Genomic DNA, 13,802 nt, shown 5'->3' on the forward strand with positions numbered 1-13,802 from the left:
GAGCCGCTTTTTTTGTTCTGATTTTTAAGAATTAATGATTTAATAAAGTGTCTAGCTAAGTAGCTGATTTTTAATACATTACGTTTTTAACTATTTACAGAAGCACATTTAAAATATGAATAATACTATCTTTTTTTTAAATAGAACATTGCAGCAGTCTTCATGTGGCGATTACAGCATATCCACAATACCCTTTAGTGATAACTTTGCCACTGTTTTTTACTATCTATTTTAAGCTAACAGGCTCATGAATAAACTTTTTCGTATTACGTCGGCTGTTTTGCTACTTATGCCAGCGAGCGAGTTGTGGGCGCAAAACCTGGTGAGGAAGCCCGACTTTGGCACGTCTACCAGCCTGGCAGCGGCACCAGCCGACTTTACTACCAGCATCCCAAGCGGTGACCCAACCAAAAACAACAATACGTATGCAGTAGTAGCCACTTATGGTACCTTTTTCGACCACACTGTTGGCACGAACACCGGCGCCTTTCTGGCCGTGAATGGCCCAAGCGCTGCAACGCTCAACAATACGGCCTGGCAGCAGACTATCGCAGTGCAGCCGAACCAGGTTTATACCTTCGCCTATTGGCAACGCAATTTGGTGACGGCCAATCCTGCTACCATCAGGCTGCTGTGCACGGGCAACAACACAGCCACTGTGACGGCTACTCCCGTTGCGCCGGCGTCCGCAGCTGGCTATGCGGCTGCTACCGCAAACTGGGAGCCGGTTGTCTATACTGTAAGCTCGGGCACCAATACCCAGCTCACGTTAGGCCTGCAGGATATCACTGTTGCAAGTAACGGCAATGTATTTGGCATCGACGATATTTCCCTGGTGCCGCTCACAATCAAGGGCACCGTTTTCGAAGACGTGAACTACGGTGGCGGCGCGGGCCGGTCGCTAGCTACGGCGGCCAGCTCGGCTACCGCCTCAGGCTTTCTGGCGGCCATTGGGCGGGTGGGCGCGACGGTTGAGCTGTACACCAGCGCCGGAGTACTGGCCGCGACCACCACTACCAACGCCACCGGGGCTTACACTTTTGCCAACCAAAACCCCGGTACGTATACCGTGCGCGTAGTGAGCGGCACCGTCACGTCGGCCCGCACGGGTTCGGCGTCGGGTTTGCTGCCAGTAGTTACGTACCTCAATGGAGCCACTGACCGAGTAGGCGGATCTAACCCTGCTTTGCCCGATGCACCGGCCAACGCCGGCACTGCTGCGCTGTCGCTACTCACCACTACCACCCAGGCCGTGGAGGCGCAGAGTACGGTAACGCTCAGCACTACTTCCTCTACCAGCGGCGTAGACTTCGGCTTCAACTTCGACTTGGTTGTCAATACGAACAACTCAGGGCAAGGCTCGCTGCGGCAGTTCGTCTTGAACGCTAATGCCTTAGGTGACGAAGCGAAGCTCGCGCAAGCCGGCTCGTACTTAAATGAGATTGTGGGCGCCAACCCCATTAATGCATCGCTACCAAGTGGGGTCGAGACGAGCATTTTTATGGTACCGAGCGGCAAAGCGCGGTCGGGCTTGCGGGCCGCCGATGGCACGGCTACCGGCGGCCCGGCTAGCCAACTGACCAATGGGGTAGCTATTATCACCCCAACCAGCACTTTGCCACTACCGGCCATTTCGGGCCCGGCTACGGCTATTAATGGCTGGACGCAGGGCGCTAACATAGGCAATACCAACGATGTAACCCTGGGCTTGGGCGGCACTACCGGTACCGATGGCTCTATATTGCCTCAAGTAAACGGCCCCGAAGTACAGATAACCGGTACTTCAGCCGTGGCGGTGGGCCTCGATGTAACTGACGCATCCACGGGCAGCAGCATCCTAGGGCTAGCCATCTATGGGTTTGGCACCCGCGGCAACGACGACAACTATGCCAATATCCGCATTGCGGCTAGCCAGGTGAGCGTGCAAGGCACGCTGGTGGGCAGCTCGGCTACCATCTTTGCGCGGCCGACTGGTGGCTCCAGCGCCGATGGCATCCGGGTGACCAGCGGCACGGGCCTACGCCTGCTTAACAACTACATCGGCTTCAACTCGGGCAAGGGCATCACCACCAGAAGCGGGGTAACCGGGGCCACTATCAGTGTAAACGAGATTCGGAGCAACGGCTTGGACAACAGTGCCTGGGACGGCCTCGACCTGCAGGGGAGCGCCTCTATTATCCGCGACAACTTGTTTATCAACAATACGGGTGTGGGGATGGACGGCTACCAAACGGCGGGCGGCAATACTTGGAGCGGCAATACCGTGACGGGCAACGGCGGCGGCACCAGCGGCACCAGCGGCGGCACCGGCGAAACGGCGGGCGTGCGGGTGTATGGTACAAACAGCACCATCAGCCAGAATATCATCTACAGCAACTACGGAGCTGGTATTATGGTTACGCCAAGGGCTACCAAAAATATCATCAGCCAAAACGCCATTTATGACAATGGTGCCGGAGTGGCGGCCAACAACGGAGCCGCCAGCGGCCAGGTGGGCATCGACCTGCTGGCTACCGGGCAGGCTGAAGCAACCGGCACCCCTACCTACGTAACGCTGAACAGCACCACTACGGGTGGGGCCAACAGCCTACTCAACTACCCCATCCTGCAAACCGCCCGCATTAATGGCAGCAGCCTCGTAGTGACGGGCATAGCTGCCGCCGGGCTCACGGTCGAGCTTTTCCTGGCTACCCGCAATGCCGTGGCCAACCCCACCCAGGGCAACAATTTTGGGCAAGGCGCGTCGTTTATCAACTCCACGGTACTTACCACCAGCGGGGGCACCGGCAGCTATTCGGGGGTCACTGCTACTACCAATGGCATTGACCAGGGTAGTGGCACCAATGTTAATACCTTCACCATTACCATTTCGCTTGGTAGCCTCACGGCCGCTCAGCGAACCAGCCTCACGGCCAGCGGCGCATACCTGACCAGCACGGCTAGTTTGGCTAGCCTTGGCACATCAGAGTTTTCGGGCGTGGTGCCGGTAACCAGCGGGCCCACGGCCTTCAACATTACCAACCTCAACGTGGCCGCTAACTCGGTGGCCGCCGCGCTCAACCCTGGCCTCACGGTGCCGCAGGCGGCCAGCGACCCGGTGAGCAGCATTATCTCGTTTACGGTGTTTCCGGCCACCAATGGCACGCTGCTCTACAACAATGCCGCCATTCCTACGGGCGGGCAGCTCATACCGGTTGCCAATACCAACCAGCTGACCTTCCGGCCAACCGTCAATTCGACGGCGGCGGGCACGTTCAGCTTCTTCGCTTCCAATGCAGCGGGAGGCACCGCCGGCACCAGCAACACGGCTACCTACACCATCCCAGTTATTGCCAGCAACAATCCCTACGTGGCCAACGACGATGGCCTTGATGTGCCGAAGAACACGGCTACGAAAGGCAACGTACTCCTCAACGACACCCAACCCGCCAACGCAACTACTGCCTTCACCGTAACCCAAGTGGGTACTGGCCCTACCTATGGCACGCTGGCGCTGAACACCGACGGCACCTATACCTACACGCCCAACACCGACCGCCTGGGCTCCGACAGCTTCCAGTATCAGGTGTGCCAGGCGGGCGTGTGCTCCAACACGGCTACCGTCACAATTAATCTGTATGACCCGGTGCTGGTCTGCAACTCAACTAACGGGCCCAACCTGCTTCAAAACCCCGGTTTCGAGCAAGGCAACAGTGTTTTTAGCTCGGCCTACAACTACGTTTCAGCGGCTGCCAACGCGGCTACGGGGGGTGGTAACACGGGCTTGGTACCCGAAACCACCTATGCGGTGGATGCGAATGCCAATACCTATCACCCCAGCTTTAAGGGGCTGGCGCGTGGGGGCAGCGGCAACTTTATGATTGTCAATGGCGCGGCCAACCAAAGTAAGATTTATGCGCAAACTGTGAACGTAGTTGCCAACCGCTACTACAACTACTCGGGCTGGGCCTCGTCGGTCAACTCAGCTAGCCCGGCTATTCTGGGCTTTGTGATTAATGGCAAATCGACCTCGGCCTCGGCTACTCTTCCTACTACCATCAGTGACTACGTGCAGTTTTCGGGCGTATGGTATTCGGGCAACAGCAATACGGCTACGTTTGAGGTGCGCGACATCAACCGGGCGACGGGCGGCAACGACTTCGGCCTCGATGACCTGTACTTTGGCACGTGCAGCGTAAATCTGGTGGCCGCCAACATCATGAATGCGCCGGGTATTCCGGCTCTGGCTCCGCCCACCAGCATCGCCCCGCTCGATGCCACCGTATCGGGCCCCGGCGCGGCGGTAGCTTCGTTCACCATTCAGTCGCTTCCTGCTTCGGGCACGCTGCGCCTGGGCAGCCCAACCGGTGCCGTTGTAACGCTGGGGCAGGTTATTTCCTACGCACAAAAAGGCGCGCTATACTACACGCCGGCCACGGGCTTTTCGGGTAATGCCACGTTTACTTACACCGCTACCGACACGGAAAACGCAGGCTCCAACAACATTGCTAGCTACACTATTCCAGTTAGCTCAAGCCCGCTGCCTGTGCAGCTGGCTACGTTTACGGCTATCCGCGCTGGCACCAGCGCCCAACTCGACTGGATAACTGCCAGCGAGCTCAACAATGCGTATTTCGCCATTGAGCGCAGCATTACCGGGCTAGCCACCAGCTTCGTGGCTATTGATAAAGTGGCCGGCCACGGCTCCTTAGCTACCGCTACCGCCTACCGTTTCGTTGACCGCAATGCGGTGGCAGTGGGCCAGCTGGTGTACTACCGCCTGCGCCAGGTCGATGCCAGCGGCACCAGTAGCTATTCGCCGGTGCGTATCATATCGTTTGCCGCCAGCCACGCCATCCTGAGTCTGTATCCGAACCCCACCGCGGGTCCCGGCACCAGCCTCGACCTCAGCCAGCTACCCGCTACCAATACCTACCAGGTGCGCATAGTTGACGCTACTGGCCGGGCGCTGCGGCAGTGGGTGCTGGCCGGTGGGCAGCCCCAGCCCTTACCAGTAGCTGACTTGGCGGCTGGTATCTACCTGGTGCTGGTTAGCGGCACGCAGCCCGACGGCAGCACGCTGCGCCAAGTGCTACACCTAATGAAGGAGTAGGGCACTTTCTCGTTTATGTAAATGCAAAAAAGCCTTCCTGCCTGGTGCAGGAAGGCTTTTTTGCATTTACACAAACTGCCCTTGCTTAGCCGGCCCACGCTGCTAACCCGTACTTTGTGGCTCCGCTGCTTATTTATCCAGCTTTATGTCCGATTCCCTTTCCCCGCAGCTTACCCACATCGGCCCCACGGGCCTGCCGGCCATGGTCAACGTGGGCGGCAAGGCCATTACGGCCCGCGTCGCCCGTGCCCGCGCCCGGGTGCGCGTCGGGCCCGATATCCTGGCCCTCGTAACCGCCGGCGACCTGCCTACCCGCAAGGGGCCCGTGTTTCAAACCGCGATAATTGCGGGCGTGATGGCCGCCAAGAAAACGGCCGACCTCATTCCCCTCTGCCACCCGCTGGGCCTCGACGACTGCCAGGTGACCATCGAAGCCGTGCAGCCCGACTCGCTCCTCATTGAGTGCACCGCCCGCGTTACGGGCAAAACCGGCATCGAGATGGAGGCCCTCACCGGGGCTTCCGTAGCCGCCCTCACGGTGTACGACATGTGCAAAGCCATGTCGCACCACATCGTAATTGAGGAAATCCGTCTGGTCGAAAAGACCGGCGGCAAGTCCGACTTTCAGTACAATGAGTGAAGGAGTGAGTTGGTGAAGGAGTGAAGGAGTGAAGGAGTGAATGAAAAAAGGGTAGCCAATGCATTGTTATAAACTGGCGTTGGCTACCCTTTTTTCATTCACTCCTTCACCTAAGGGTGGGCGGCGACCCAGACGGTACCGTCTTCGTACTCCTCTTTTTTCCAGATGGGCACCACCTCCTTCAGCGTGTCGATGATGTACTGGCAGGCGGCGAAGGAGTCGGCGCGGTGCGGCGTGGACACGGCGACTACTACGGCCACGTCGCCGATTTCGAGGGTGCCGTGGCGGTGCACGATGGCTACCTGGCGCAGCATGGGCCATTTTTCCTGGGCCATTTCGGCCACGCGGCGCAGCTGGTGCACGGCCATGGGCGGGTAGGCTTCGTAGTGCAGGCGCACCACGCGGCGGCCGTCGCTGCGGTTGCGCACCGTGCCGATGAAGGCGTTTACGGCCCCGGCTTCCTCCGATTCGGCGGCTTGCAGCACGGAGGCCACGTCGATGGCGTGGTCAACTAAGTCGATAAGCATCACAAACTTTTTAGGTGGGCGGGCAGCTCAGCCCCCGCTCACGGGCGGAATCAGGGCAATTTCGTCGCGCTCGTGCAGCGGCACGTCGCCGGTGGCGTACTCGTTGTTAACGGCCACGGCCAGGCTGCGCAGCCCGGCCAGGCCGGGGTACTGGGTACGCAACTCGGCCAGCAAGCCGGCGGCCGACTGCCCGGCCGGCACGGTCAGCGCCAGCGACGACTGGCCCACAATCTCGCGGGCAATTCCAAAAAGGGCAATGGTTAGGTTCATGCTTTCAGTTATCAATGAGCAGTCATGTAGTTATCAGCTATTTACCACCAATTGATAACTGATGATTGCTAACTTATACTTAACGCCCTAGCCACCAATGGTGGCCATGCTCTCGAAGTTGAGCTGGTGGGTGGGGCGTTCGCGCTCGGCCACAAAGCCGTTGGCGGCGCGGTGGTAGAAGGCCTGCGACAAGGCGTCGGCGATTTCCTGGTCGGTAGAACCGCCGCGCAGCATGGTGCGCAGGTCAAGCACGCCCTGGTCGTAGAGGCAGGTTTTGATGCCACCTTCGGCCGTGAGGCGCAGGCGGTTGCAGGTGCCGCAGAAAGTGCGCGAGTAGGCGGCGATAATGCCGACGCGGCCCTGGTGGCCGGCCAGCGTGTACTCGTCGGCGGTGGCGCCGGTGGGGGTGGAGGCGGGCAGCATGGGGCCCAGGTGCGCCTCCAGGTGCTGGCGGATGCGGCGGTGGTTCCAGGGCAGCGACTCGGGGGTGGCCACGTGGCTGCCGCCGTTGAAGGGCATTTCTTCGATGAAGCGCACTTCCACGGGCAGCTCGCGGGTGAGCTCAGCCAGCGGCACCAGGTCCTGGATGTTGCGGCCGTCCATCACTACGGCATTGATTTTCACCTGGATACCCGCCTCCAACAGCGCGTGGAAGGTTTGCATCACCTGCGGCAGCTCGTCGCGCCGGGTTATCTCAAAAAAGCGTTGGCGGTCGAGGGTGTCAAGGCTGAGGTTGACGGCCTTCACGCCGAGGCGGGCCAGGGTGGGCACGTGGGGCGCGGTGAGTACGCCGTTGGTAGTCAGGCTAATATCATCGAGGCCCGGCAGGGCGGCCAGCCGCTCGATGAAGGGCACCAGGTCGCGCCGCACGAAGGGCTCGCCGCCGGTGAGGCGCACCTTACGCACGCCCAGGTGGGTCATTATCTCCACCAAGCGCAGCATCTCTTCGTAGCTAAGCAGCTCGTGCTTAGGCATGTACTTGATGCCTTCCTCGGGCATGCAGTAGAAGCAGCGCAAGTTGCAGCGGTCCGTGATGGCCAGGCGCAAGTACTCCAGGGGCCGGCCGTGGGCATCGTGTAGCGTGGTTGACGAGGAAAGACTGCTCATGCTAAAAACTAGGGTAAACCCGGCGCGCCGGGCAGTGCATTACCTTAAACACGGCCCGCGTGTTTTCATTCCCTGCAACTTCACAGCGTTGTATAAGGTTGGGGATAACGAAATGTGCGGTAAGCTTTAGCTTGCCGGGGGGAGGGTAGCCGGCACCTGCGCTGCATCTCCCCCCCGGCAAGCTAAAGCTTACCGCACAGCCGCTAAAACTCCTCCAGCCCGCCGCTCAGCGACTGCACATTAGCGTAGCCCAGGCTTTGCAGCAGCGCCACCGCCTGGGCGCTGCGCACGCCGCTTTGGCAATACACCACCACCGGGCGGGTGCACGGCACCTCGGCGGCGCGGGCGGCTAGCTCGGGCAGCGGCAGCAACTGCGCGCCGGGCAAGTGGCGGCGCTGAAACTCCAGCGGCCCGCGCACATCGAGCAGCAGCGGCGGGGTGGCCGAAGCCAGTTGCTGTTGCAGTACGCTTGCGGTCAATGAATTATATACCGGCGCGGGCGCGCAGCTAGCGTCGAAATAGTCGGACGGGTTGGCGGTATCGAGGTTGATAACACTCTGCACCGGGTCGCGCTGGAAGCGCAGGGTGCGGCTCTGAAAACTCAGCGTATCGAGTACCCACAGCCGGCCGCTTAGGGCGTCGCCCAGACCGAGCACCACTTTTAGCGCCTCAGTGGCCTGCACCGTGCCGATGAGGCCGGGCAGCACATTGAGCACGCCGGTGGTGTTGCAGTCGGGCGCTTCGTCGGCGCTCGGGGGCTCGGGAAACAGGCAGCGGTAGGTGGGGCCGCCTTCGTAATTAAACACCGATACCTGCCCTTCAAACTTGTAGATGGCCCCCGATACCAGCGGCCGGCCCAGGCTCACGCAGGCGTCGTTGAGCAGGTAGCGGGTCGGAAAGTTGTCGGAGCCATCGACGACGACATCGTAGCCGGCTACCAGCGCCCGCACGTTATCGGGGTTCACTCGGATATTATGCAACTCATAGGTTACCAAATCATTGAGCCGGCGCAGGGTGCGGGCGGCAGCTTCGATTTTGGGCTGACCCACGTCGTCGGGGCCGTAGAGAATCTGGCGGGGCAGGTTGGTGAGCTCCACCTGGTCGGCATCGGCGAGGCCGAGGGTGCCCACGCCGGCGGCGGCCAGGTATTGCAGAATGGGGCAGCCCAGGCCACCCGCGCCCACCACCAGCACCCGCGCCGCCCGCAGGCGCTGCTGGCCGGCTTCGCCGATTTCGGCCAGCTGGAGGTGGCGGCGGTAGCGCTGGCGCTCGGCAGGAGTGAAAGCAACGGGGGTAGCGGTGGCTAAAGAAATAACGTCTGTCATGGCGAGGAGGCACGACGAAGCAGTCTTTCCTTGTCGTTGGCTTGATGCAAAAAGCGCAAACGGCAGGAAAGGTTGCTTCGTCGTGCCTCCTCGCCATAACAGACGCCACTTAACTGGTTGGTTCCTACAGCCCGTAGGCTATCGTGAGGTAATACAGCCCACCCACGCTGGGGCCACCCAGGTACGTAACGTAATAGCTATTAAGCACATTGCTGGCCCCCAGCTTAAAGCGCACCTGCGCCGCCGGCAGGTGGTAGCTCAGCTGCGCATCGAGGCTGCTGAAGGCCGGCACCATGCCATTGACCAAAAAGGTTTGCGAGTAGTAGCTGACCTGGTACCGGAAATTGACCCCAAAGCCAAAGTTCTGGTAGGCTTTTTCGTTGGCGAAGCTCAGGTTATACATCCAGCGCGGGGTGTTGAAGCCGTCTTCGAGGCCGTCGCCGTTTTCGGTGCGGTCGAGGCGGGTGTAGGTGGCGTTGGCCCCGGCGAGGTAGCCGCCGGCCAGGTTGTAGCGCACCCCAGCCGAGCCGCCGTAGTTGTACACCTGGCTCTGCGAATTGGTCCAGAGGCGGTAGCGGGCCTGAGTGGCGCGGGTGTTGAGGGCGGTAGCCACGGCATCAAGGTTGTCGCCGCTCACGGGCACGTAGGTGGCGGGCAGCGGGTCGTGGATGGTGGTGCCGCCCGTGGGGGTGGCAATCGGCACGTAGGCCTCCACCTGGGCAATGAAGTCGCGGTACGAATTATAGTAGAAATCGACATCGACCAGCAGCCGGCCCTGCTCCCCGAACGCCGCCTTATAGCCAATTTCCAATGACTTGATGTACTCCGGCTTGAGGTACGTGTAGGGGTTCTTGGCGAGCGTGCCCTGGTTGGCCAAAATCGCGGCGGCGCGCTTCTGGGCCGTGGTCTGCGCCGAAGTATTGGCGTTGATATTGGCCGTTACGGCCGCGTTAAATGCGTCGATGCTGGCGCGGGTGTAGCTGTTTTCAAACACGCCGTCGCTCATCACCCGCAGGCCGCCGATGCGCTTCACCTGGCCGCTGTTTACGTTCGAAAAGCCCTCAAACAGACTCGGGAAACGGTAACCGCTCTGGTAGCTGAGGCGGAAATTCTGGCGTTGGGTGGGCGAGAACACGGCCGTGAAGCGCGGGTTGAACTTCACGTTGAAGTAGTCGTTTTTATCGACCCGCAGCGTGGCCGTGAGGCGCAGCTTCTCATCGAGCAGCCGCCCGCCGGCCTGCACGAAACCGCCGGTTTTGGAGTAGGTGAGGTTATCGGCCAGCGCGTCTTGGCCGGGATTGGGGTTCACAAAGTAGTTGCCATCAGGCACCACCACGTAGGTGCGGTGGTCGGCCCCGGCCAGCAGGTCGAGGCGGGCGGGCAGGGCGGTGCCGCCGCGGCGCAGGGCTTCGGCCAGGTTCACCTGGGCCTCGGCGTGCAGCAGGCGGGCCTGCACGCGCAGGGCCGCGCCCACGTCCCAATTGTTCACGGCTTGCAGGGTGCCCAGGCGCTGGTTGAAGGCGTCGGGGCCGGGCTGGAGGCGGCCGGCGTCGGCGGCGGTGCGGGCCGTGGCGAGGGCGGCGGCCACGCCCTGGCCGCCGGCCGCGGCGGTGTTCCAGGCGTTGGTAAAATCGGTGTTCCAGCGGGCATCGGGCTTGTAGCTGCGGTCGATATTTTCGCCCATCGAGCGCAGGTTGTAGCTCTGGCCGGTGTTTTCCTGGGTAAGGTAGGCGCGGGCCTGCACCACGGGCGTGGTCAGCGCAAAGGCATGCTGCTGAAGTAGATAGTCTTGCAGTCGGAAGCGGTTCGAGCGCTGGTACGCGTTGTCAAAACTCGCCACGCGGTAGGTGTAGGCCAGCTCCACGCCCGGCCGGAAGCGGTAGTGCACGGCCGCATCGGCCTTGAGGGTCCGCACGTTATAATCCACCAAATCGCGCTCGTTGTAGCCGGTGCGGGCCACGGAGTACTGTTTGCCACCCAGCGTGAGCGTGGTGCGGTCCGACGACTCATTGCCGTAGCGGTTCACCTGGTCCTGGGCCGGGTTATCAGCTCCAAACAGGCCGGTGGTGGCGTTACCATTGGGGTTGATGTCGGTCTGGTCATTAGCCACCCAGTCGTAGGCCCGCAAGTAGGTACCGTTGACCTTGAAAGCTAACTTATCAGCTACCAATACCTTAGCATAGCGCACGCTGGTTTCGGAATAGCTCTTGGTGGGCGAGCCATTCTGCCCAAACGTCTGCACATTGGGGTCGTTCACGTGGTTCACGCCCGTTTGCTGGCGCACGCTCAGGCCTTCGGACGTGAAGGGGTTTTTGGTTTGGAAATTGGCCAGGCCATTGATGGCGTTGAGGCCGTAGAGCGCGGCGGCCGTGCCGGGCACAATCTCCACGCTGTTGATATCCAGGTCGCTCGGGCCCAGCACGTTGCCGATGGGCCCGCCAATGTGCGGCGCCTGGTTATCCACGCCATCCACGAGCTGCGCGAAGCGCACGTTGGTGGTGTTGGTGAAGCCCCGCGCATTTATCACCTTAAAGCCGATGCTGGGCGTAATCACCTGCACGCCCTTCAGGTTCTCGATGGCATCGAAAAACGAGGCGGCCGGCGACAGCCGAATGGCGCGGGCGTTCAGCTTTTCCACCGTCACCGGCGACTGCAAAAAGCTCTCCTCCACCCGTGAGGCCGACACCACTACCTCATTGAGCTCCGTGCGCAGCGTATCGGTGGGCGCGGGGGGGCGGGGCGGCCTGGTGGTTTGCGCGGCGGCCGGGTAGGCCAGCACCAAGGCACAGGCCAGGCAGCTGAATCCAGCACGCGGCAGCAGGCAGGGGGAGTCAAAAAATGCGTATTGTTTCTTTACCATCGAGGCGTTATACTTTGGCAAACATAACGCCTGACTGAGTAGAAGGTTTACCTTTCTTTCAGCCTGCCCGCTGGCAGTCCCGCCTTACTTGGATTCGTACAATCGGGCCGTTTCATCAGCCAAGAAAGCCTCGAACCGCGCCTGCATGGCCCGAAACTCGGCCACGGCCTGCGCGCCGGCTTCGGTGAGGGCCGCGCCACCGCCGTGCGCGCCGCCCGCCTGGGTGCTCACCAGCGGCTGCCGGGCCTGGGTGTTCATGGAGCTCACCAGGTCCCAGGCTTTTTTATACGACATGCCCATCTCTTTGGCCGCCCGCGAGATGGAGCCGGTGGTGGCAATGCGCTCCAGCAGTTCGAGCCGGCCAATGCCGAGAAAGCGGTCGGCCGGGCCTTCTATCCAGAGGCGGCCGTGGGCACGGAAGGCTTGGTTTTCGGCAAAAAGCTCGTGCATAATAAAGGAGAGGCCAGCTGAGAGTACGCAGCCGGAAAGCCGCTGGCTAAAAGTAACCTCCGCAGCCCACCGCGGCCGCGGTGGCTACCTCATAACCTTTCGCCCCATCTGGCCCTTATTACGCGGCGCGCCTGGGTTTTAGGGCCGCATTCGACTCGCTATATTTTATGGATTACGACGTATTGGTTATTGGCGCGGGCAGCGCGGGGCTGAGCGCGGCCCTCACGCTGGGGCGCTGCCGCCGCCGCGTGCTGGTAGCCGATGGGGGCGCGCCGCGCAACGCGCCCTCGGGGGCTGTGCACGGCTTTTTGACCCGCGATGGTGTGCGGCCCACCAAGCTATTGGCGCTGGGCCGCGAGCAGCTTGACCCCTACCCCACCGTGGAGCTGCGCGAGCTAAAAGTAACTGGTATCAAGCAAGTTACCGATGGCTTCCAAGCCACCGGCACCACCGGCCAGGGCCACGCCTGGAGCGGCACGGCGCGCCGGGTGGTGCTGGCCACCGGCGTCGAAGACGTGCTGCCGGCCCTGCCGGGCTTTCGCGAGTACTGGGGCTCGGGCGTGCTGCACTGCCCCTACTGCCACGGCTACGAGGTGCGCGACCTGCCGCTGGCCATCTACGGCCGCGGCAAAGCGGCCGTGAACCTAGCCCTGCTACTAACCAACTGGAGCTCAGATATAACCGTAGTGACCGATGGCCCCGGCAACATAAGCGCCTACGGCCGGCAGCGCCTGCGGCAGTTGCATATTGGCCTAAGCCAGGAGCCAATAGCTCGCCTGGTGGGTGGCCCCGATGGCCTGCTACGCTGCGTCGAATTCACCGATGGCACTTACCTGGAGCGCAAGGCGCTGTTCCTGCACGCGCCCCAGGAGCAGCGCAGCGCCCTGGCCACCGAGTTAGGGGCCCGCATCACGGGCAAGGGTGCCGTGTGGGTCGATAAAAACTCCCAAACCAGCATTCCCGGCCTCTACGCGGCCGGCGACACGGCCCCCGGTCAGCAGCAGGCGCTGCTGGCTGCGGCAGCTGGCTGCCAGGCCGCCATCTGCCTCAACGAGGCTTTGACAAAGGCGCAAATGGCGTGAATGATAATTAGTAATTATCTATTAGACAACCAGTTATGCGCAGCAGCTTCATCAATAAAAGTAGCAATCTGACAATCGGTGCTATCGGCTGATATCATGGCCGTGACGGGCTGCCCGGCCCGCAGTGGCGATACCAAAAAGGCGAGGCGCACGGCCTCGGGGTAGCGCCCGCGCAGAGTGGGGGCAAACACCTGCCCGAACCAGGCGTTGACGCTGGGCTCGGTGAGGTCTTCGCGGCGGCGCAGGTCGAGCAGCCAGCGGGCGCAGCCGGCGGCATCGGCCGCAGCCAGTAGCGACTCGTAGCCGGCTTTCAGCTCGCTGGGCGATACCTCGCGGTGCCAGCGCGCAATAAGGGCCGGCAAGTCAGCACGATGGAGCAGGTCGAGGCCGTGGTTCATGGGGCGATGGCGGGCGGGCAGCAGCCGGCCCGTTGGCAAGTTAAGTGGTTT

The 13,802-nt window shown here is 61.5% G+C and carries 10 protein-coding genes; 3 read left to right on the forward strand and 7 right to left on the reverse strand.

What is annotated here, in order from left to right; translation table 11 throughout:
• Window positions 1-247: 247 nt before the first annotated feature.
• Together QMK33_RS01670 and moaC are read left to right on the forward strand one after the other, a co-directional pair.
• Complete coding sequence (locus tag QMK33_RS01670; RefSeq protein WP_283562805.1) at window positions 248-5,092, forward strand: beta strand repeat-containing protein; 4,845 nt, start codon at window positions 248-250, stop codon at window positions 5,090-5,092.
• 145 nt (window positions 5,093-5,237) lie between these two features.
• Window positions 5,238-5,732, forward strand: coding sequence for a cyclic pyranopterin monophosphate synthase MoaC (gene moaC, locus QMK33_RS01675; RefSeq protein ID WP_283562806.1), 495 nt, complete (start codon window positions 5,238-5,240; stop codon window positions 5,730-5,732).
• A gap of 110 nt (window positions 5,733-5,842) precedes the next feature.
• Here the strand turns inward: moaC and QMK33_RS01680 are convergent, their stop codons facing one another.
• From QMK33_RS01680 to QMK33_RS01705, 6 genes are all read right to left on the reverse strand, one after another.
• The gene (locus QMK33_RS01680; protein WP_283562856.1) at window positions 5,843-6,259 is read right to left on the reverse strand and encodes a molybdenum cofactor biosynthesis protein MoaE; all 417 of its coding nucleotides are present in this window, start codon (window positions 6,257-6,259) and stop codon (window positions 5,843-5,845) included.
• A gap of 27 nt (window positions 6,260-6,286) precedes the next feature.
• Window positions 6,287-6,529 (reverse strand): MoaD/ThiS family protein, encoded by a 243-nt coding sequence (locus QMK33_RS01685; RefSeq protein WP_283562807.1) that lies wholly within the window; start codon window positions 6,527-6,529, stop codon window positions 6,287-6,289.
• A gap of 87 nt (window positions 6,530-6,616) precedes the next feature.
• Entirely contained in the window at window positions 6,617-7,636 is a 1,020-nt protein-coding gene (gene moaA, locus QMK33_RS01690; protein WP_283562808.1) for a GTP 3',8-cyclase MoaA, read from the reverse strand.
• Window positions 7,637-7,839: 203 nt separating this feature from the next.
• Window positions 7,840-8,961, reverse strand: a complete 1,122-nt coding sequence (gene moeB, locus QMK33_RS01695) for a molybdopterin-synthase adenylyltransferase MoeB (RefSeq protein WP_283562809.1) — start codon at window positions 8,959-8,961, stop codon at window positions 7,840-7,842.
• A 124-nt stretch (window positions 8,962-9,085) separates the two neighbouring features.
• Window positions 9,086-11,821 carry a TonB-dependent receptor gene (locus QMK33_RS01700; protein WP_283562810.1) on the reverse strand — a complete coding sequence of 912 codons (2,736 nt, stop codon included), beginning with the start codon at window positions 11,819-11,821 and terminating at the stop codon, window positions 9,086-9,088.
• Between the two features lie 84 nt (window positions 11,822-11,905).
• On the reverse strand, window positions 11,906-12,271 hold the full coding sequence (locus tag QMK33_RS01705) for a winged helix-turn-helix domain-containing protein (protein ID WP_283562811.1): 366 nt from the start codon (window positions 12,269-12,271) through the stop codon (window positions 11,906-11,908).
• 167 nt (window positions 12,272-12,438) lie between these two features.
• Between QMK33_RS01705 and QMK33_RS01710 the strand changes: the two genes are divergently transcribed.
• Window positions 12,439-13,353: an NAD(P)/FAD-dependent oxidoreductase gene (locus tag QMK33_RS01710; RefSeq protein WP_283562812.1), complete on the forward strand. Its 915-nt coding sequence runs from the start codon at window positions 12,439-12,441 to the stop codon at window positions 13,351-13,353.
• Window positions 13,354-13,367: 14 nt separating this feature from the next.
• On the opposite strand, the gene QMK33_RS01715 is transcribed toward QMK33_RS01710, so the two are convergent.
• A complete protein-coding gene (locus tag QMK33_RS01715; protein ID WP_283562813.1) occupies window positions 13,368-13,790 on the reverse strand; it encodes a hypothetical protein in 423 nt (140 codons plus the stop codon).
• Window positions 13,791-13,802: the final 12 nt, after the last annotated feature.

The organism is Hymenobacter sp. H14-R3, from assembly GCF_030063445.1.
In the GTDB taxonomy this organism is placed as follows: Bacteria; Bacteroidota; Bacteroidia; order Cytophagales; family Hymenobacteraceae; genus Hymenobacter.